Raw genomic sequence first — 19711 nt, forward strand, 5'->3', positions numbered from 1 at the left:
CGTCGCGGCCGGGTCGCGCCATGCCCCCCACGTCAGCCACAACCCCGCCCAGCCGTTCACGCTTCGTGGTAGAAGCCAACGTTCACGCTGCGCGGCTCGACCCGGTCCTGGACGACGACCTCACCACTGCCACCCCGCGGCAGCGGCACCGTGCCGCCGTAAGCGACGGCCGTCGTCCGCCCGTCCACCGTCAGCCGGACCTCGGCGGACGGTTCCGGCTGCGAGCCTCGCAGCCAGGTCAGCTGCCAGCTGCCGTCCGGCCCGCACCGGAACTCCAGATGGACCCGGGAGACGAACAGCCAGTCGTCCGGCGTCGCCAGCCGGCACACCGCCCCGTCCCGGCCCACCCGCAGCACCGCCCCCGGCTCGCTGGGCGCGTCCGCCATCCGCATACCGGCCGTCGCACCCGCGTCCGCCGCGGCGACGGCGGCCATGGTGAGTTCGAGCACGTGCGCTCCTCCTGACGTCCGGGTGACCGGGCCCCAGGCTAGAGCCTGCCGTACGCCGCCGCCCGGCCCTCCCGCACAGCGGTGGCGGGAGGGCCGGGCGGAGCCATCGGTGTCGGGCCTGGCCTCCTACAGACGCATCAGGCTCTCCGACAGCTCCCGGTAGTCACGCAGGGCCAGCCGGAGCTGCTCGGTGTCGGTGGCGGTCGCCGCCTTCTTGTCCGTGTCGGTGGACTGCCAGGACGCGCGCAGCGTGCGCCGGCGGCGGGTCACCGCGTCGGTGAAGCGGGTGGTGATCTCCTCCAGGACCCGGTCGGCCTCCTCGACGGCGGCCCGGGGTCCGTCGACGAATCCGGAGACCGCGTGGTGCAGCCGTTCCTCCAGCTTGCCGCACTCCTCGTGCGGGAGGAGGGAGGTCTCCGGCCGGGGGGTGGGAGGCTGGGTGGCGGTCGCCCGGGTGGCGGTGGCAGCGGGCCGGGTGCCTTCGGTGTGCAGCTGCGGGGTGGCCTCGGTGTGCGCGCCGACGCCGTGGTCGGCACGGGCGCCGGGCGGCGCCTCCGGGTCCGGGGTCGCACCGGTGCCCAGGGCCGTCTCGCCGCGGGCGTCGGCGTCGGGTGCGTGGTGCTGACCGCGCTCGGCGGGGGCGCCGCCGGCCGGCCGGGTCACATCGGACATGTGGCTCAACTCTCCTTCGCGTGACGGCGGTTCAGGGCCCAGGGCTGGTGGTTCTTACGGGCCGTCGTTCGGTCGTCGCGGTGGTCGGTGTCGCGGCCCTGGTGCATCAGCTTCTCGAACAGGGCGCGGGCCTCGACCATGGCCTCCCGCAGCCGCTCGGTGCCGGCGCCGTCGGCCGTGTGCGTGCCGTCGGCCGCCGCGTGGTGCACGCGCCGGTAGCCCTCTACGTGGTGGGCGTGGTGCACGGACAGCGCCGCGAGTTGTTCCTCGTAGCGGCCGCCGTCCGGGTAGCCGCGGGCGCCGGCCAGCTCGGAGAGCAGCCGGTCGGCCTCGGCGACCGCCTCGCGGGGCGAGTCGACGAACCGCTCCTGCGCGGCCGTCCAGCGCGTCTCGAACCGATCGCGCTCGGCCGGCTCCAGGGGCTTGGCGCGCAGCGAACCGTGGCGCTCCACGCGCTCGGTCAGTTCGCGTTCGGCCGCCTTCGTGTCGCCGTCGTGCCGGGCGACGGTGCGGTCGTACTCGGGCCCGAAGCGCCGCTTCAGGCTCCCGCCGTGCCGCGGGCCCCGGGCGCGCAGGGTCAGGACGGCCGCGACGATCAATACGGCCGCCACAATCACGATCAGAGCGATGATCACGCCTGTGGACATGAATGCCTTCCAGGTTCTCGGCCCAACCGGCTTTCCGTACGGGCCGGTTCGCAAAGCGGGTACCCGCTGAGCCCCCGTCAAACGGGCACCGAGCGCCCGGAGCGGCGGGACACCGAGCACTGGTTCACCAAGTCGCTGGCGCGGCGCGCCGAAAGGGTCAGCCGGGGTGGGTGAGGACGCGTTCGTCGTCGTGCGGGCGTTCGCGGCGCGCGCCGCACAGCTCGCCGTTCAGCTCCTCGACCAGGCGGATCAGGTCCCGCGGGCGGTCCGGGCCCCACCAGTCGCCGAGCAGTTCGGCCAGCGACTCCTCGCGGGCGTGTGCGAGCCGTCCGGCCACCTCGCGGCCGTGGTCGGTCAGGACCAGGCCGAGGCCCTGGCGCAGGGCGAGGTGCCGCACCTCGGCCTGCCGGGCGGCCTCCAGGACGACGGTCAGCGGTACGGCGCTGCGCTCGGCCAGGCGGCCCGGCTCCACACAGCCGTACCGCCTGATCCGCAGCAGCAGCCAGCTCGTCGCGGGCAGCAGGTCGTAGCCGGCGCGGGTGGTGATCTTCCGGTAGGCGGCGCGGCGGCCCTCCCGGGTGCCGAGGACCGACAGCGCGCGGCACACCTCGTCGTGGGAGGAGCGCTGGACCGGGTTGCTGGCCAGGGTCTGGGTGGCGTCGGGGGCGGTGACCGAGCCGCGCAGCCGGTCCTCCTTAAGGAACCAGGCCAGTACGAAGCCGAGGAGGGCGACCGGGGCGGCGTAGAGGAAGACGTCGGTGATGGAGGCGGCGTAGGCGTGGATCGCGTCCGGGCGCAGCGACGCGGGGAGGGCCGCGATGCCGCGCGGGTCGGATTCGAGAGTGTCGGCGGAGACGCCGGGCGGGAGCCGGGCGCCGCTGAACGCGTCGGTGAGGCGGTCGGCGAGACGGCTCGCGAAGACGGTGCCGAAGACGGCCACCCCGAAGGCCGCGCCGATCGAGCGGAAGAAGGTCGCGCCGGAGGTGGCGACGCCCAGATCCTCGTACGGGACGGCGTTCTGCACGATGAGGACGAGGATCTGCATCACCAGGCCCAGGCCCGCTCCGAAGACGAAGAAGAAGGCGCTCATCTCGGCGGTGGGGCTGTTCTCGTCCAGTTGGTGCAGGAGCAGCAGACCGAGGGCGGTGACGCCGGTGCCGGCGATCGGGAACACCTTCCAGCGGCCGGTGCGGCTGACGATCTGGCCGGAGACGGTGGACGCCAGCAGCAGGCCGACCACCATCGGCAGCATGTGCACCCCGGACATGGTCGGGCTGACGCCCTGCACCACCTGGAGGAAGGTCGGCAGATACGTCATCGCGCCGAACAGCGCGAAACCGACGACCAGGCTGATCACCGCCGACAGCACGAAGGTGCGGACCCGGAACAGGCGCAGCGGGAGCACCGGCTCGGCGGCCCGGCGTTCGACGGTCACGAAGACGGCGGCCAGCAGGACGCCCAGCACCGCCAGGCCGATGATCCCCGGCGAGGCCCAGGCCCAGGTGGTGCCGCCGAGGGAGGCGACCAGGACCAGGCAGGTGGCGACGGCGGCGATGAGGAAGGTGCCGAGGTAGTCGATGACATGGCGTTCGGTGCGGCGCGGGATGTGCAGCACCGTCGCGATCACGGCGAGGGCGATCAGGCCGACGGGCAGGTTGATGTAGAACACCCAGCGCCAGCTCAGGTGCTCGGTGAAGACGCCGCCGAGCAGCGGGCCGAGCACACTGGTGGCGCCGAACACCGCGCCGAACAGGCCCTGGTACCGGCCCCGGTCGCGGGGCGGCACCAGGTCGCCGACGATCGCCATCGACAGCACCATCAGCCCGCCGCCGCCCAGCCCTTGCACCGCCCGGAACGCGATCAGCTCCCCCATGTTCTGCGCCACGCCGCACAGCGCCGAACCGGCCAGGAAGATCACGATCGCCGTCTGGAACAGCCGCTTGCGCCCGTACTGGTCGCCGAGCTTGCCCCACAGCGGTGTCGCGGCGGTCGCGGCCAGCAGATACGCGGTCACGACCCACGACAGGTGCTCCATGCCGCCGAGGTCGCTGACGATGGTGGGCAGCGCGGTGGAGACGATGGTCTGGTCCAGGGCGGCCAGCAGCATGCCGAGGAGCAGCGCCCCGATGGAGACGAGGACATGGCGCGGGACCCGCTCGTCCTGCGGGGCGCCGCGCACCGCGTCCCGCGTACTGCCGGTGTCCCCGGTCACGGTCATGGCGACCTCCCGAACGCGCACGCGAATTTTCTGGTCAGGCCTTCCCTTTCCCTCCTGTTCGGTGTGACCGGTTATGGCCTGTTCAGTCGTACGGAATGCCGGTATTCCGTCGGGGGTCGGGGTCGTACGGGGGCTGGTGGGACCGGAGGGGACAGGGGTACGTGCGTGCGACTGTGGAGGAGATCTGCATAATCTCTGGAGTTCGCGAGGGGACGCGGACTCCGTAAGGGGAGGGGACTGACGCGTGGGACAGCCGGTGGGACCTGCAGAGCCCGGGGGGCCGGAAGAGTCCGGGAGGCCGGAAGAGTCCGGGGGACCGGAAGAGTCCGGGAGGCCGGAAGAGTCCGGGAGGCCGGAAGAGTCCGGGGGACCGGAAGAGTCCGGGGGGCCCGCCGGGACGGCGCGGTATCCGGAACCGGCCGCGGAGGCGGCGGGGGCCTCCGGGGCGGCCTGCCCCGAGTGCGGGGCGCCGCGGCGGGCGGACCGCACGCCGTCCTGCCCGTGCGGCCCACGGGCGGCCGACGCCCTGCTGGAGACCCGTACCGCCGAGGCGGCCGCCGCGGAGGACTTCAACCCGCTGCGGATACGGCCGTACGTCGCCCTGGAGGAGACGGACGGCGCGGGCCCCGGCGAGGCGCCTGCCGCCGGTCCGGCGAGCGGCACCGACGCCCCCGACCAGGCGGACGGTTCCGGCGGGTCGGCGAAGGCCGCCTCCCCGGCGGAGGCAGCCTCTCCGGCGGAGGCCGCCCATCCGGTGGAGGCCGCCCATCCGGTGGAGTCGGCCGTTCCTGCCACGCCGGATCAAGAGGCCGCACCGGCCGCGCGGACCGCCGTCCAGAAGGCCGTCCCCGGCGCGGGCGACGAGCCCCTCCCTCACGCGGCCGAGACCACCATGCCGCTGCGCGCCCCCGCTCCCGCCACCGTCCCCGCCGAAGAGCCTCCCGCCACCGCGGTGACCGCCGTCCTCCCCACCCCCCTCGCGCCCCCGTCGAACGCCCCCAACGCCACCGACCTGCGCCTGTTCGAACCGTCGTCCGGCGAACCACCCACCGGACCGCACGCCCCCGCGCTCCCCGGACCCGCCCCCCGCCGCCGCCCCCGGCGGGCCGCGGTCGTCGGTGCCGCGGTGGCCACCGTCGTGGTGCTGGGGACCGCCGGGTACGCGAGCGGACTGTTCTCCTACCAGTCCCCGGCACGCAGCGAGGCCCCGGCGGACGAGGTACGGGCCGGGGTGCCGGAGCCGTCGACCGACGCCGCCTCGGCGGAAGAGGTCACCGGCGACGCCTCCGCGTCGTCCGCGTCCGCGTCGCCGTCCGTGTCCGACTCCGCGTCCGGCGACGCGAGCCCGTCGTCCTCGGTGTCCCCGTCCGCGTCGAGCGCCTCGCCCTCCGTATCCAGCAGCACCGAGCCGAGCCGATCGGTGTCCGCGTCGGATTCCGGTGCCCCGGCGACGGAGTCCGAGCCGACGGAGGAGGACCCGGAGGAGGGGACCGCCACGGTGCTGCGGCGCGGCGACCAGGGCCCGGAGGTCACCGAGCTCCAGCTGCGGCTGCGGCAGCTGCACCTCTACATGGACGACATCGACGGCGACTACGGCCGCCGGGTCGAGGACGCCGTCCGTACCTTCCAGTGGGCGCGTGGCATCCAGTCCGAGGAACTGGGCACGTACGGGCCGAAGACCCGGGAGCAACTGGAACGGGAGACGCAGGAGCCGTAGACCCCGGCTGCGGGTCCACGGCTCGGGGCTCTCCCGTCAGCCGATGTGCAACCGGACCGTGCCGTCCGCCGCGGCCGCCACCCGTACCTCGGTCAGGTCGCGGACCAGCGCGTCGGGTCCGTGCAGGGCCGCCCGGGGGCCCACGCCGACGACGCGCATGCCGGCGGCGCGCGCGGCGGTGATGCCGGCGCCGGAGTCCTCGAAGGCGACGCAGTCGGCGGGGGCCATGCCCAGTTCGGCGGCGCCCTTGAGGAAGCCCTCGGGGTCGGGCTTGCTGGCGCCGACCGACTCGGCGGTGACCCGCACGTCGGGCAGGGCGAGGCCGGCGGCGCTCATCCGGGCGGTGGACAGTGCCACGTCGGCGGAGGTGACCAGGGCGTGCGGCAGGCCGCGCAGGGCGGCGAGGAGCTCCGGCGCCCCCGGGATCGCGACCACGCCGTCGGTGTCGGCGGTCTCCTCGGCGAGCAGCCGCGCGTTGTCGGCGTAGTTCTCCTCCACCGGCCGGTCGGGCAGCAGTACCGCCATCGAGGCGTAGCCCTGGCGGCCGTGCACGACCTTCATGACCTCGTTGCCGTCGAGTCCGTGCCGGCCGGCCCAGCGCCGCCAGACGCGCTCGACGGAGGCGTCGGAGTTGACGAGGGTGCCGTCCATGTCCAGCAGCAGGGCGCGGGTGGTGAGCACGGTGGTGGCCGTCATCGGCAGACTCCAGGGCGTCGGGAGGGACACAAGGCGGCCCCGCCCGCCGGTCAGGGAAAACGGGCGGGAGCCACTTTGTTCCCCCACGGTACAAAACGCGCCGGGGATCGCGCCAGCGGCCCCGCCCACCGTTCATCCGACGTTCAGCACACGCGAGCCGGGCGCGACCGCCCGGAGCAGCCGGGCCCACCCCCCGGCAGAGCGACACCGCCACCCACCGGCCGGGCCGCCGCGCCCACCGGAGCCGGACTCCCGCCGGCCGCTCAGCCGGCCACCGCCTCCCACAGGCTCCACACGCCCAGCCCCAGCATCAGCACCGCCGCGATCTGCGTGATCAGCTTCAGCGGCACCCGCTTCATCAGCGCCTTCCCGCCGACGATGCCGAGCCCGGCCACCGCCCACAGGGCGAGCACCGCGCCGAGGCCGACCGAGACCGGGTCGTCGTAGCGGGCGGCCAGGTTGGCCGTCATGATCTGCGTGAGGTCGCCGAACTCGGCGACCAGGATGAGCATGAAACCCGCCCCGGCGACCTTCCAGAAGGACTGGTTCTCCGGCCTCCGGACCTCTGCGTCGCCATCGGCCCCGCCCTTCGTGAAGAGCAGCACCGCCGCACCGCCCAGGAAGAGCACGCCGGTGATCGCGTGCACGATCTGCTGCGGCAGCAGCGTCAGCACGCTGCCGGCCGCGACGGCGAGTGCGACGTGCACCAGGAACGCGGCGGCGACGCCCGCGAAGACGTAGGAGGCGCGGTAGCGGGTGCCGAGGACGAGGCCGGCGAGCGCGGTCTTGTCCGGCAGTTCGGCGAGGAAGACGACGCCGAACACCAGCGCGGTCACGGTAAAGCTGATCAAGGGTTCCTCAATCGGTCGGGGCCGCCCCGCCGAGAGTGCTCGTTCCTGTCAGGAAAGTCAGGGGACACCTCGGCACGGCAGCACACAGGCATGCACTGCTTGCCGAAGGTCTCGCTGGCGGGCCCCTGTCACGAACGGCCGGGTACCGCCTCCGGGCGCCGGCTCAGACGAGCTGAGCAGTATGTCGACGGTCCGGCGAAGAGCTACTCCCCTTCTGCGCCGTCCATAGTACGCGACCCGAAAGTCCCGTCGCCGACCTTGTCGTGACATGAACACGTCACTAACGTCTCACCGAGCGCTCATCTCCCCGCAACACGAGCCCGCGAGCATTCCCTCGCTCGCGCTCACCACCCCCACCACCCAAGGGAGTTCGCATGTCGAAGTTCTACGCGCGTCGACCGCTGAGCATACTCGCGGCGCTCACCGGAGTCATGGCCTCCGTCGCGCTGTTCAACGGCCCGACCGCGTCCGCCGCCCTCCCCACCCCGGTCAGCGCCGCCACCGCCCGCACCTACCTCGCCTCCCTCACCGTGGCCACCGAGAACCGCACCGGCTACGACCGCGACCTGTTCCCGCACTGGATCACCCAGTCCGGCACCTGCAACACCCGCGAGACCGTCCTCAAGCGCGACGGCTCGAACGTCGTCACCGACTCCGCCTGCGCCTCCACCAGCGGCTCCTGGTACTCCGTCTACGACGGCGCCACCTGGACCGCCGCCTCCGACGTCGACATCGACCACCTGGTGCCGCTGGCCGAGGCGTGGGACTCCGGCGCGAGCGGCTGGACCACCGCGCGCCGCCAGTCGTTCGCCAACGACCTGACCCGCCCGCAGCTGATCGCCGTCACCGACAACGTCAACCAGGCCAAGGGCGACCAGGACCCGGCCACCTGGATGCCCTCCCGGACCGCCTACCACTGCACCTATCTGCGGGCCTGGGTGCAGGTGAAGTACTACTACGGCCTCTCCGTCGACTCCGCCGAGAAGTCCGCGCTGACCAGCGGCCTCGCGAGCTGCTGACCGGGCGGCCGGGGGCGGCCGCCCCGCCGACTGCCCCCGGAAGCTCCCCACCGGCCTCCGTCGTTCCGTACCGTACGGCCCGTACGGGGCGACGGAGAGGGGACCGACCATGGGCGATCTGCGCCTGGGACCGCTGCTGAGGTACGCCGACGGCTCGGCCGCGACCGTGTGGGTCGAGGCGGGCGGTCCGTGCGCCGCCGAGGTGCGCTGCGCCGACGGGGCCGGCGGCACCGCCCGCACCTTCCAGGTGGCGGGACATCACTACGCCCTGGTCGAGGTGGCCGGCCTGACCCCGGACACGGCCACGCCGTACGAGGTGTTCCTGGACGGCACCCGGGTGTGGCCGCTGCCGGGCTCGCCGTTCCCGCCGTCCGTGATCCGCACCCCGGCCGAGGACGGCGAGGTGCGGGTCGCCTTCGGCTCCTGCCGGTGGGCCGCCCCGGCGGCCGGTGAGCAGGACCCGGTGGGCCCGGACGCCCTGGACACGCTCGCCGCCCGGATCGCCGCCGACCCGGAGGGCGAGCGGCCCGACGTGCTGCTGCTCCTGGGCGACCAGGTGTACGCCGACGAGGTGTCCGACGCGACCCGCCGCTGGCTGGCCGGGCGCCGCGACCTGACCGAGCCGCCCGGCGCGGAGGTCGCGGACTACGAGGAGTACACCCACCTCTACTACGAGTCCTGGCTGGACCCGGAGGTGCGCTGGCTGCTGTCCACCGTGCCCAGCTGCATGATCTTCGACGACCACGACGTCATCGACGACTGGAACACCTCCGCCGCCTGGCTCGCCGACATGCGGGCCACCGACTGGTGGCGCGAGCGGCTGCTGAGCGGCCTGATGTCGTACTGGGTCCACCAGCACCTGGGGAACCTGCCCCCGGCCGAACTGGCCGCCGACCCGGTCTACGCCGCCGTACGCGAGTCCGCCGACGGCACCGACGCGCTGCGCGCCTTCGCCGCCGCGGCCGACGCCGACGCCGCCTCGGTCCGCTGGAGCTACCGGCGCGACTTCGGCCGGGTCCGGCTGCTGATGGTGGACAGCCGGGCGGCCCGGGTGCTGGACGAACAGCGGCGGTCCATGCTCGACCCCGAGGAGGCCGAGTGGCTGCGCACCCAGGCGCTGGACGGCCGGGGCTCCTACGACCACCTGCTGCTCGGCACCTCGCTGCCCTGGCTGCTGCCGCACCTGATCCACGACGTGGAGGGGTGGAACGCCGCCCTGTGCCGGGGCGAGCGGGGCGCGCGCTGGGCCCGGCTCGGCGAGAAGGTGCGGCGCGCGGCCGACCTGGAGCACTGGGCGGCGTTCCCGGCCTCGTTCGACGCGCTGGCCGAGCTGATAGCGGAGGTGGGGTCGGGCCCCGGGGCGCCGGCGACGGTGTGCGTGCTGTCGGGGGACGTGCACCACGCCTACGTCGCCGAGCCGGCCTGGCCGGGAGCCGCGCCGGACGCCCATGTGGTGCAGCTGACCTGCTCGCCCGTGCACAACTCGGTGCCGCTCTCCATCCGGCTCGGCTTCCGGTTCGGCTGGAGCGGGCCGGCCCGGGCGCTGGGCCGGGGGTTCGCCCGGCACGGGCGGCTGGCCCGGCCGGCGGTGCGCTGGCGCCGGGACGGCGGGCCCTGGTTCGGCAACCAGCTGATGACGCTGACCCTGCGCGGCCGCTCGGCCCGGCTGCGGCTGGAGAAGGCGGCGAGCGGGGACGGGGCGACGGACGGGAAGACGGTGCTGCGGACGGTCACGGAGACCAAGCTGTCGTGATGCTGTCAATGTCGGCCTGGCTGGATGTTGAGATTGCAAGCACTTGTTAGGTCTGCCTAACCTGGTGGCTCCCCTTCCGTCCCCCGAAGCGACCGGTTCCTCACGACCGGTCCTCTGAAGGAGTGACCCCCCAGTGACCCCCCACCTGACCGGACGCCTCAACAGCGCCCAGCCCTACGCCCTCGGCCTGTTCCGCATAGTCGTCGGCCTGCTCTTCCTCTGCCACGGCGCCGCCTCCCTGTTCGGGGTCCTCGGCGGCGCCGCGGGCACCGGGGGCGGCACCGTCGCGGCCGGGGCCTGGCCCAACTGGTACGCCGCCGTGATCCAGCTCGTCGGCGGCGCCCTGGTGCTGCTCGGCCTCGGCACCCGCCTCGCCGCGCTGATCGCCTCGGGTTCGATGGCCTACGCGTACTTCAAGATGCACCAGCCCGGCGCCCTGTGGCCGATGGAGAACGGCGGCGAGGCGTCCGCGATGTTCTGCTGGGCCTTCCTGCTGCTGGTCTTCACCGGCTCCGGCGCCTTCGGCCTGGACCAGCTGCTGACCCGGCGCACCACCGGGGAGGACCGGGACCGGGCCGCCGAGCGGCAGACGCCGGTGTCGGTCTGATCCCGGCCCGCCGACCGGGAACGGTGCCCTCCGCCGCGCGCGGAGGGCATCGTTCCGTTTCACTGCTCAGCGAGCCGGCCGGAGCGGCACCGTGAAGCAGGCGGCGCGGGCGCCGGAGTTGCCCGGCCGGTCGTGGATCACCACGGACGACGCCTCGCCCGGCCGGAAGTCCCAGCCGTGCTGGGCGGTCGCCCAGCCCTCGCCGTGCGGGTCGGGGGTGAAGTCGAGCCACACCTCGTTTCGCGGGTTGGCGTCGGCCGGGTCGGCGGAGGGCCGGTGCTGGTAGTGCCCGCCCGCGGCGGCCGGGTCGGCGCCGCACGGCTTCTGGTGCACATGGGCGCCGTACGCGTGCCCCGGTGTCAGGCCGCGCACCCGCAGCCGGACGGTGGTCGCGCCACCGCGGTCGGTGTGCCGGCGCACCTCGATCCACGACCCCGCCGGGACCAGCTTCCGGTCGTACGTCAGCGCCGGGTGCGAGGCGTCGTCGCCGGGGGCCGCGAAACGGGCGTCCGCGCGCACCGAGTCCTGATCGTCACCGTGGGCGACGGCACCGCCGCCCACCAGGACCACCGCGGCCACGGCACCCGCGCATATTCCTGCCACCATGATGTGTTCCGTCCGTCACTCTCGGGGGATGGGGCGGTACGTGCTGCCCCACCGTCGTTGCTACGGGAGCGCGGCACCGGCCGCCCCCGGAAGGCGGCAGCCGGGTGAACCCGCCATGACCGGCGCGCGAGCCCCCTGTGAACCCGCTGTCGTACCCCAGGCGTACGCTGTATGGCTGTCATCGGCCTCCCCTGCCGCCCACGCGGCGCGGCTGGTCAGGCCCACGGGGGAAGCCATGGGGAGTCACGGTGTTCGGAAGTATGGGGTCGCTGGTCAGCAGCCCTTGGATCTACGCCTTCGTGGCCCTCTCCGTGCTCCTGGACGTGTTCCTGCCGGTGCTGCCGAGCGGCGTCCTGGTGATCGCCGCGGCCACCGCGGCGGCGGCCGGTTCGGGCGCCGCGACCGGCCAGGTCCCGCACGACGTCCCGGACATCCTGGTGCTGATCCTGTGCGCCACCACCGCGTCCGTCCTCGGTGACCTGGTCGCCTTCCGGCTCGCCTGGAGCGGCGGCCCGCGCCTGGACCGGGCGATCGCCCGCTCGCGCAGGCTGACCAAGGCGCAGGAGCGTCTCGGCGCGGCGCTGGCCCGCGGCGGCGGCGCGCTGGTGGTGCTGGCCCGGTTCGCCCCGGCCGGGCGCTCGATCGTCTCCCTGGGCGCGGGCGCCGCCCACCGCCGGGTGCGGGAGTTCCTGCCCTGGTCGGCGCTGGCCGGGCTGTCCTGGGCCGCGTACAGCGTGGCGCTCGGCTACTTCGGCGGCCAGTGGCTGGGCGCGACGTGGCTGGCGACGGGAGTCTCCCTCGTCGCCCTGTTCGGCGCGGGCGCGGGCGCGGCCCTGCTGATGCGGCGCCCGGCGCGGGCGGCGAAGTCCGCGCCGACGCCGTGACGGCCGCGCGGCGGACGCGCCGTCAGTCCGCCCGGCGCGGCTGAGCCCCGCCCCGTACCTCCAGACCGGCCAGCAGTTCGGCGGTCGCCTCGGCGACCGCGGCCACGGCCCGGTCGAACACCTCCTGGTTGTGCGCGGCCGGTGCCCGGAACCCGGACACCTTGCGCACGTACTGGAGGGCGGCGGCCCGGATCTCGTCGTCGGTGGCCTGCTCGGCCAGCGCGGGCGGGCGGAGCGTCTTGATGCTGCGGCACATGCCTCAAGTCTCCCCCTGATCTCCCCCTGGGAGAACGTGCGGTGCAAAATCGAACAGGAGTATCATTCAGGGGTGGCTACGACCTATGACTTTCCGAGTGACCTCCTCGCCGGTCAGGAGGAACTCCATCAGGTCCGGGCCGACCTGTCGGCCCTGTTGAAACGGCTTCCCTGGTCCGTGGCACCGGTGGACGGCTTCAGCGACGACACCGGCTGGCGCAAGGTGGAGCGCCCGGCCTCCCCCGGCTGGTCCGAGGACGAACAGGCCGAGGTGGAGAAGCTGCGACGGCGCGAGCGGGAACTGGCGGTGTTCGTCACCACCCACCGCTACTGGGACCAGTTCACCGGCACCGACCAGGTCGCCGCCCGCTCCCGCCTCAAACACGCCCACGAGACGCCGCCCGAGGACGAACGGGACTGACGGCACGCCGGGGACGGACGGGGCACGGGCACATGAGAAGAGGCCCCCGGAGCAGCTCCGGGGGCCTCTGACACCGATGTCCGGCATCGGTCCCGGTGGGCGCGGACGGTTTCGAACCGCCGACATCCTGCTTGTAAGGCAGGCGCTCTACCCCTGAGCTACGCACCCGGGACAAGTCGACAGCCTACATTGCCCGGGGCCTGCGGGGGTTAACCCCCCTCTCGATCCGGGAGCGTCCTGGATCGCGACGGCACACCCCCGAAACCTACGGTCGTAGAGCCTCGCCGAGGCCCGCCGTCCGTCCCAGGGGGAGACCGTCATGTCCCGAACCGTTGCCGCCCGCGCGCTCGCCGCCGCCAGCGCCGTCGTCCTCGCCGTCGCGGGGCTCGCGGCCTGCGCCTCGCCCGACGAGGACAAGGACCCCGACCGGCGGTCCTTCGCCCTGCCGGGCCGCACCCTCACCGTCGACTCCGACGACTCCGCCCTGGAGATCGTCGCCGCGGACGGCCACAAGGCGGGCCGGATCGACGTCACCCGGTGGTTCACCGGGTCGGTCACCGTCGGCAAGGAACCCGAGGTGACCTGGAAGATGGACGGCGACCGCCTGGTGCTGCGCGTGCACTGCACCGGATTCATCGCCGACTGCGCGGCCAGGCACCGTGTCGAGGTGCCCCGGGGCGTGGCCGTCGAGGTCGAGGACGACGACGGCAGCGTACGGGCCCGGGGGTTCCGGGACGCGCTGGACATCCGCACCCAGGACGGCTCGGTCCACGTCACCGACTCCACCGGCCCGCTGGACCTGCGCACCGACGACGGCTCGGTGCGCGCGGAGGTCTCCTCGCGCCAGGTGACGGCGCGGACCAAGGACGGCTCGGTGCGCCTGGAACTCGGTGCCGTGCCCGGCCTGGTCGACACCCGCAGCGACGACGGCTCGGTGACCGTCTCCCTGCCCCGGGCCACGTACCGGGTGACGGCCGAGACCGACGACGGCTCGGTGGACGTGTCGGTGCCCCGGAGCGACTCCAGCGCCCATGTGGTGCACGCCCGTACCGCCGACGGCGAAGTCACGGTCCGTACGGCGAACTGACCGGCCCGTGTGTTCGTCCTCAACGGGTGGGAGAATGAACCCGGGCAGGGCGGACGACACGGGAGAGGGATGTGACGGCGACACCATCGCAGCCGGACACGCCGCCGATGGTGCCCTGCGCGCCGCGCCCACGGACCCGGCCGCGCCACCGCCCGCCCGGCCCGCTGCGCGACACCCTCACGCTGCTGGCCCTGCCGCTGCTCGCCGCGCCGGCCCTGTGCGCCGCGTTCGCCGGCGGCGGCACCCGGCGCTGGTTCGGCGGCCGGGCCGACAACCAGCGGGCCCAGGCGCAGGCCGCCAAGGACGACGCCGCCGCCGCGTTCTACGAGCTGGACACCGCCCAGCGGGACCTGCGGATCTCCATCGAGACGATCACGGCCGTCGACGACTCCCCGGCCGCCCGGCGCGCGGTCGACGGCTTCGAGGCGCTCGGCCGGCGCATCGACGAGGCCAGCCACCAGTACATCGGCGCCGTCGACGCGCACGACCTGGACCGGGACGACCTGGAGGCGTCGACCGCCGCCCGCGCCCGCGCCGAGCTGACCGCCGCCAAGGAGGAGCTGGGCCGGGTCAAGGGCGAACTGGACCGCTTCACCGAGGGCCTCGGCCCCCTCCTCGGCAAGGCCGAGACCCAGCTCGCCCGGCTGGCCCCGGCCGTGGAGCGCGCCCGGCAGTCCCTCCAGGCCGCCTCCGACGCCCTGGACGCCGTACGCGGCTCCGGGCTGAGCGCCGACGACCTCGCCGCCCGGCTGGCCGCCCTCGCCCCGGAGCTGACCAAGCTGAACCAGGGCGCCGGCCGGCACGGCGTGCCGGACACCCTGGAGCGGGCCGAGCGGGTCACCCGGGCGGCCGAGGCGGTCCGTGCGGAGGCCGCGCGGCTGCCCGAGCGGGCCGCCGAGACCGACAAACGGCTGGTCTCCCTGCGTACCCGCGCCCAGGCCCTCACCACCCGCGCCGAACAGGTCGAGCCGGTCCTCAGCGAACTGCGCCGCCGCTTCACCGCCGCCTGCTGGCAGGACCTCCAGCACGTCCCGGACCAGACCCGCGAGACCGTCCGGCAGGCCGAACGGAAACTGGCCGAGGCGCGCACCGCCCGCGACGCGCAGCGCTGGCCCGACGCGACCGCCCTGCTGTCGACGGTCCGGGCCCTGCTGAACGAGACCGACGAGGCCGTCTCCGCCGCCGGCGACCGCCTCCGGCAGCTGAACGCCGTGCAGAAGGACCCGCGGGCCGAGATCGAACGGACCCGGTTCGCCCTCCGCGACGCCCAGCGCCTGGCCATGGCCGGCCGCACCACCCCCGACCCCCGCGACGCCCGTCCGCTGGACGACGCCGTGGCCCGGCTGGACCGCGCGATCGCCACCCTGGAGGGCCGGCACCCCGACTACTGGCACTTCCTCACCGAGACGGACGCGGTCCGCCGCGCGGTGGCCGGGGTGGTCGGCCGGATACGGGAGGAGCGCGGAGCCGGCCACTGAGCGGCGGCCGCCGGTTAATCTGGGCGCATGCCTCGCTACGAGTACCGGTGCCGCTCCTGCGGCGACACGTTCGAACTGAGCCGTCCCATGGCCGAGTCGGCCGCCCCCGCCGCCTGCCCGGCGGGCCACGACGACACGGTGAAGCTGCTGTCGACGGTCGCGGTCGGCGGCACCTCCGCCGCGCCGTCAGCCGCCCCCGGTTCCGGCGGGGGCGGGGGCGGCTGCTGCGGCGGGGGCTGCTGCGGCTGACTCAAGGCCGGCCTTCAGGTTGCCTTCAGGGTCGGCTCCCTAGCGTGGCCGTATGACGACCGGACCGCAGTGGATCAACGACCTGATGGACGCGCTGGGCGCGCCCGGAGCCGGTGTCGCCATCGCGCTGGAGAACCTGTTCCCGCCGCTGCCGAGCGAGGTGATCCTGCCGTTCGCCGGGTTCGCGGCGGCGTCCGGCCGGATGGATCTGCTCGCCGTCCTGCTGTGGACCACGGCCGGTTCGGTGGCCGGCGCGCTCGCCCTGTACGGGGTGGGCGCGCTGCTCGGCCGGGACCGCACGGTGGCGCTCGCGGCGCGGCTGCCGCTGGTGAAGGTGACGGACATCGAGAAGACCGAGGCGTGGTTCCTCCGGCACGGCACCAAGGCGGTGTTCTTCGGCCGGATGATCCCGGTCTTCCGCAGCCTGATCTCGGTGCCGGCGGGCGTGGAGCGGATGCGGCTGCCGGTCTTCCTGCTGCTGACCACCCTCGGCAGCGCGCTCTGGAACACCCTGTTCGTCCTCGCCGGTTACGCCCTGGGCGACAACTGGTCCCGGGTGACGGACATCGTCTCCGCCTACTCCAAGGTGGTGCTCGGCGCGGCCGCCCTCGCCGTACTGGCCTTCGTCGGCGCCCGGCTGCTGCGGCCGGGCGGCGGGCGGCGTCGGCGGGACCGCGACGACCGGGACCCCGCGCCGATCAGCCGGCCGCGCGCAGGAACTCCCGGGTGATCCGCTCCCCGGCCAGTACGCCCCGCTCGGGCAGCGCCTCGACCGCCGGCACCGTCCACCCCGAGTCGGCCAGCTCCCCGTGGCCCGGCCGCCACCCCCGGTCGGCGGCGAGCAGCAGATCGGCGTCGAGGAGCGAGTCCCCGGCGGCCAGGGTGAGAGCGGCGCCGGTGCGGCGGACGACCTCGCGCACGGCCGCGCTCTTGGTGAGCGGCACCGGCACGGCGTAGAGCTTGCGGCCCTGGAGGGAGACGGTCCAGCCGCGCTCCCCGGCCCACACGGCGAGTTCCTTCACCCACTCCCCCGGCAGCAGGTCGCGGTCGAGCACGAGGTAGGCGAACAGGTCCTCGGCGGTGCGCTGCTTGCGTACCCAGACCGGGTCGGCGGTGCGCAGCAGATGCTCCCGCACCTCGGCGAGCGGCGCGCACTCGTCGGCCAGCCGGGCCGTGACCTGGGCGTGCCAGTCGGCGTCCGGCTCCCCGTCGACCAGCAGATGGCCGCCGTTGGCGCAGATCGCGTACTTCGGCGGGGGGCCGGGGAGGCTGATCCGCCGGTACTGGGCGCGGGTGCGGGTCGTGGTCGGCACGAACAGGGCCGTTTCGCCCAGTTCGGCGAGGAGCCCGGCCGCCGTCTCCGTCATGTACGACAGGGGCTTGCTGTCGTAGACCTCGACGCACAGCAGCCGGGGGGCGTCCTCGTCCGGTCCGCTCAGGTGCAGCGCGGCGGCGGAGTAGATGAGGGTGCGGTCGAGGTCGCTGGCGACGAGCACCGGCATCAGAGGGTCACCGCCTTGCCGTCGGCGCCGGTCGCGCCGCGCGTGTAGCGGGGGTGGATCAGGCCGACGCAGGTGTAGGGCAGGTCCGCGACCTCCTCCACCGGCACGCCCCGCTGGGCGGCCAGCAGCCGTACGTGGTCCAGGTCGGCGCCGGCGCCGGCGCGGGCCAGCACCTTCCAGGGCACCCGGCGCAGCATCACCCGGGTGGTCTCGCCGACGCCGGGCTTGACCAGGTTGACGTCGTGGATGCCGTACTCCGCGCTGATCCGCTCGACGGCCGCCCAGCCCTCCCAGGTGGGGGTGCGGTCGGCGGCGTGCAGTTCCTTGGCCTGGACGTCGACGGCGTCCGCGACCTCGGGGAAGCGGGCGGCGACCGCGTCGAGGAAGGCCGGGGAGAGGTCGGCGCCGGCCAGTTCGCGGTAGAACTTCGCGCCGTGGAAGTCGTGCGGGCCGACCAGGTCGGCGCGGAGCACGGTGCGGGAGATCAGGCCGGAGACGGTGGAGTTGAGGCAGGCGGAGGGGATGAGGAAGTCGTCCCGGGTGCCGTAGGTGCGCACGCAGGAGCCGGGGTCGGCCAGCACGGCGATCTCCGGGTCGAAGCCGGTGATGCCGTCGGACGCTTCGAACTCCTCGATGGCGGCGGCGAGTTCGCGGGTGATGGCGCCCTTGCCGGTCCAGCCGTCGACGAAGACCACGTCGGCGGGGTCGTGGTGGGCGGCCAGCCAGCGCAGCGCGTTGGCGTCGATGCCCCGGCCGCGGACGATCGACACGGCGTAGTGCGGGAGGTCGAGACCGTGCCGGAACCGCGCCCAGCGGCGCATCAGGACCCCGACCGGCGTGCCCGCGCGGGCCAGCGAGACCAGGACGGGCCGCGGGGAGCGTTCCAGCAGCACGAGTTCGGTGACCGCGCCGACGGCCTGCGCGAGACGGGCGGCGGAGGTGCGCAGCGCCGCGTGGAACAGTTCCTGGTACTGCTCGCTGGGCTGGTACTCGACCGGCAGCGACTCGGCGTAGTGCGCGCCGCCCTTCTGGATCGCCTCCTCGCGCTCCTCGGTGGGCGCCTCCAGCGTCGTGTCCGAGAGGTCCTGGAGCAGCCAGCCGACCTCGTCGGGCGCGTAGGAGGAGAAGGCGGGGCCGCGCAGCGGCTCGGGCAGCATGGCGGGCCTTTCGGGGGGAGCGCCGGGTATGTACGAGGGGACGACGGCGAGCAGGACGTGCGGGACGTGGGCGGCGAGCCGGGCCAGCAGGCCGTCGGGGGCGTGCAGCGCCGGGGTGTCGGCGGGCGAGTCGACGACCGCGACGACGGCGTCGAAGCCGGCGCCGGCCACGTTGTAGGCGTAGCGCTCGCCGGGGCCGTCGGCCGGGTCGTCGTGGGCGGGGAAGACCAGGCGGGTGCGTATCGCGTAGCCGGGGTCGTCGACGGCGAGGACCGGCGAGCGGGTGGTGGTGGAGTAGCGGACCTCGGCGGGGACGACCTGTTCCAGTTCGCGGGCCAGGCGCAGCGGGGCGTACATCAGTTCCTCGAAGCCGAGGACGAGGACGCGGTGCGCGCCGGTGGGGAGGGCCTCGGCGAGGCGGGCGGCCATGCCCGGCAGGGCGGCTTCCAGGCGGGCCCGGTGGGCGGGGGTGAACCCGTGCCGGGCGCCGTCCGGCAGGGTGCGGGGCCAGCGCAGGTCCACACGGTGCGTTGCCGGGTGCGGGTGCGTCGTGGCCGGTCGCGCAGTTCCCCGCGCCCCTGATCGGCGCTGCCGCAGCCGCCCCTCAAGGGGCGCGGGGAACTGCGCGACCAGCCCACCACTGCCCGCACCCGGCGACGAGACGTCCGCCTCGTACCGAGCCACCAGCTCCTGCCCCTTCTCCAGCACCCCCTCCGGGAGGGACACCGTTCCCGAGGCGGCCGCGACGAGATCCACCCTGGCGCCGATCTCCTCGGCGAACCGCTCCAGCCGCCCCGCGTCCGCCGCCGACCGCATGTCGACCAGGGCGACCACCACGTACCGCCGCCGCGGGTACCGCGCGTGCAGCGCGCGGACGGTGTTCAGGACCGTGTTGCCCGTGGAGAACTCGTCGTCGACCAGGACCAGCGGCCCGTCCCCGGCGAGCAGCCCGGCGTCCTCGGGCAGCAGCAGATGGGACGTGGCGTGCGAGTGGGACTCCTCGAAGCCGCCCGCCGGGGCGACGCCGGGCACCGGGCGGCGGGTGGAGTGCAGGTAGGTGGCGGGGCCGAGGCCGTCGGCGACCGAGTGGCCGAGGCCGGTGGCGGTCTCCGCGTAACCGAGCACGACCGCGGCGGCGGCCTCCGCGCCCAGCAGGTCGCGGACCCGGCGGCCGAGCCGGAAGCCGTAGCCGTAGACCACGGACGGCGACTGCGGTACGTGCTTGCCGAGCACGTTGGAGACCAGCAGATGCGCCCGCTTGGGGTTGCGGCGCAGGGCCAGGCCCAGCAGGCCGGTCAGGTCGGCGTCGCCGGTGAGCCCGACGCCGAGCCGCTCGGCGACCCAGCTGCCGGTCCAGACACCGGCCGGCTCCCCGGCCCGCGGCCGTTCCCTCATGCGCGTACGCCTCCTGTCGTCCCCCGTGCGGTGGTCCACTGACCGGTC

Annotated in this window: 20 protein-coding genes and 1 tRNA gene; 10 read left to right on the forward strand and 11 right to left on the reverse strand. The window is 74.4% G+C overall.

Translation table 11 applies throughout. The annotated features are described in order from the left end of the window. Positions 1-56: 56 nt before the first annotated feature. The 4 genes from ACTT8P_RS29460 to ACTT8P_RS29475 form a co-directional block, all read right to left on the reverse strand. Positions 57-449 carry a hypothetical protein gene (locus ACTT8P_RS29460; protein ID WP_442834815.1) on the reverse strand — a complete coding sequence of 131 codons (393 nt, stop codon included), beginning with the start codon at positions 447-449 and terminating at the stop codon, positions 57-59. 126 nt (positions 450-575) lie between these two features. Further along, entirely contained in the window at positions 576-1121 is a 546-nt protein-coding gene (locus tag ACTT8P_RS29465) for a hypothetical protein (RefSeq protein WP_442834816.1), read from the reverse strand. A 5-nt stretch (positions 1122-1126) separates the two neighbouring features. Continuing rightward, positions 1127-1768, reverse strand: a complete 642-nt coding sequence (locus ACTT8P_RS29470; RefSeq protein WP_442834817.1) for a hypothetical protein — start codon at positions 1766-1768, stop codon at positions 1127-1129. A 157-nt stretch (positions 1769-1925) separates the two neighbouring features. Next, on the reverse strand, positions 1926-3986 hold the full coding sequence (locus tag ACTT8P_RS29475; RefSeq protein WP_442834818.1) for an MDR family MFS transporter: 2061 nt from the start codon (positions 3984-3986) through the stop codon (positions 1926-1928). A 256-nt stretch (positions 3987-4242) separates the two neighbouring features. On the opposite strand from ACTT8P_RS29475, the gene ACTT8P_RS29480 reads away from it, so the two are divergent. After that, entirely contained in the window at positions 4243-5703 is a 1461-nt protein-coding gene (locus ACTT8P_RS29480; protein WP_442834819.1) for a peptidoglycan-binding protein, read from the forward strand. 36 nt (positions 5704-5739) lie between these two features. Here ACTT8P_RS29480 and ACTT8P_RS29485 read toward each other — a convergent pair whose 3' ends face one another. Together ACTT8P_RS29485 and ACTT8P_RS29490 are read right to left on the reverse strand one after the other, a co-directional pair. Beyond that, complete coding sequence (locus ACTT8P_RS29485) at positions 5740-6399, reverse strand: HAD-IA family hydrolase (RefSeq protein ID WP_442834820.1); 660 nt, start codon at positions 6397-6399, stop codon at positions 5740-5742. A gap of 263 nt (positions 6400-6662) precedes the next feature. Continuing rightward, on the reverse strand, positions 6663-7250 hold the full coding sequence (locus tag ACTT8P_RS29490) for a TMEM165/GDT1 family protein (RefSeq protein ID WP_442834821.1): 588 nt from the start codon (positions 7248-7250) through the stop codon (positions 6663-6665). A gap of 374 nt (positions 7251-7624) precedes the next feature. Between ACTT8P_RS29490 and ACTT8P_RS29495 the strand changes: the two genes are divergently transcribed. The 3 genes from ACTT8P_RS29495 to ACTT8P_RS29505 all read left to right on the forward strand — a co-directional run bounded on the left by ACTT8P_RS29495 (position 7625) and on the right by ACTT8P_RS29505 (position 10629). Beyond that, positions 7625-8269, forward strand: a complete 645-nt coding sequence (locus ACTT8P_RS29495) for an HNH endonuclease family protein (RefSeq protein ID WP_442834822.1) — start codon at positions 7625-7627, stop codon at positions 8267-8269. Positions 8270-8378: 109 nt separating this feature from the next. Then, entirely contained in the window at positions 8379-10022 is a 1644-nt protein-coding gene (locus tag ACTT8P_RS29500; protein ID WP_442834823.1) for an alkaline phosphatase D family protein, read from the forward strand. A 145-nt stretch (positions 10023-10167) separates the two neighbouring features. Then, positions 10168-10629 (forward strand): DoxX family protein, encoded by a 462-nt coding sequence (locus ACTT8P_RS29505; protein ID WP_442834839.1) that lies wholly within the window; start codon positions 10168-10170, stop codon positions 10627-10629. A 66-nt stretch (positions 10630-10695) separates the two neighbouring features. On the opposite strand, the gene ACTT8P_RS29510 is transcribed toward ACTT8P_RS29505, so the two are convergent. Further along, positions 10696-11235 carry a superoxide dismutase family protein gene (locus tag ACTT8P_RS29510; protein ID WP_442834824.1) on the reverse strand — a complete coding sequence of 180 codons (540 nt, stop codon included), beginning with the start codon at positions 11233-11235 and terminating at the stop codon, positions 10696-10698. 260 nt (positions 11236-11495) lie between these two features. On the opposite strand from ACTT8P_RS29510, the gene ACTT8P_RS29515 reads away from it, so the two are divergent. Further along, positions 11496-12119, forward strand: coding sequence for a DedA family protein (locus ACTT8P_RS29515; RefSeq protein ID WP_442834840.1), 624 nt, complete (start codon positions 11496-11498; stop codon positions 12117-12119). Positions 12120-12141: 22 nt separating this feature from the next. Here the strand turns inward: ACTT8P_RS29515 and ACTT8P_RS29520 are convergent, their stop codons facing one another. Beyond that, the gene (locus ACTT8P_RS29520; protein WP_442834825.1) at positions 12142-12375 is read right to left on the reverse strand and encodes a DUF2277 domain-containing protein; all 234 of its coding nucleotides are present in this window, start codon (positions 12373-12375) and stop codon (positions 12142-12144) included. Between the two features lie 72 nt (positions 12376-12447). Here ACTT8P_RS29520 and ACTT8P_RS29525 point away from each other — a divergent pair, with 72 nt between their 5' ends. Further along, positions 12448-12795, forward strand: a complete 348-nt coding sequence (locus ACTT8P_RS29525; protein ID WP_442834826.1) for a hypothetical protein — start codon at positions 12448-12450, stop codon at positions 12793-12795. 96 nt (positions 12796-12891) lie between these two features. Here ACTT8P_RS29525 and ACTT8P_RS29530 read toward each other — a convergent pair. After that, a tRNA-Val gene (locus ACTT8P_RS29530) sits at positions 12892-12963 on the reverse strand. A gap of 151 nt (positions 12964-13114) precedes the next feature. On the opposite strand from ACTT8P_RS29530, the gene ACTT8P_RS29535 reads away from it, so the two are divergent. From ACTT8P_RS29535 to ACTT8P_RS29550, 4 genes are all read left to right on the forward strand, one after another. Beyond that, on the forward strand, positions 13115-13882 hold the full coding sequence (locus ACTT8P_RS29535) for a DUF4097 family beta strand repeat-containing protein (protein ID WP_442834827.1): 768 nt from the start codon (positions 13115-13117) through the stop codon (positions 13880-13882). Between the two features lie 71 nt (positions 13883-13953). Then, complete coding sequence (locus ACTT8P_RS29540; protein WP_442834828.1) at positions 13954-15360, forward strand: hypothetical protein; 1407 nt, start codon at positions 13954-13956, stop codon at positions 15358-15360. 27 nt (positions 15361-15387) lie between these two features. After that, positions 15388-15609 carry an FmdB family zinc ribbon protein gene (locus ACTT8P_RS29545; RefSeq protein WP_442834829.1) on the forward strand — a complete coding sequence of 74 codons (222 nt, stop codon included), beginning with the start codon at positions 15388-15390 and terminating at the stop codon, positions 15607-15609. 52 nt (positions 15610-15661) lie between these two features. Further along, positions 15662-16339 (forward strand): DedA family protein, encoded by a 678-nt coding sequence (locus tag ACTT8P_RS29550; protein ID WP_442834830.1) that lies wholly within the window; start codon positions 15662-15664, stop codon positions 16337-16339. Here ACTT8P_RS29550 and ACTT8P_RS29555 read toward each other — a convergent pair. Both ACTT8P_RS29555 and ACTT8P_RS29560 read right to left on the reverse strand, forming a co-directional pair. Then, a complete protein-coding gene (locus ACTT8P_RS29555) occupies positions 16308-17111 on the reverse strand; it encodes an HAD family hydrolase (protein ID WP_442834831.1) in 804 nt (267 codons plus the stop codon). The genes ACTT8P_RS29550 and ACTT8P_RS29555 overlap by 32 nt on opposite strands. Beyond that, the gene (locus tag ACTT8P_RS29560) at positions 17111-19663 is read right to left on the reverse strand and encodes a phosphoribosyltransferase (RefSeq protein ID WP_442834832.1); all 2553 of its coding nucleotides are present in this window, start codon (positions 19661-19663) and stop codon (positions 17111-17113) included. Before ACTT8P_RS29560 ends, ACTT8P_RS29555 begins: the two co-directional genes overlap by 1 nt. Positions 19664-19711: the final 48 nt, after the last annotated feature.

The organism is Streptomyces sp. JW3 (genome assembly GCF_052216785.1).
Taxonomy (GTDB): Bacteria; Actinomycetota; Actinomycetes; order Streptomycetales; family Streptomycetaceae; genus Streptomyces.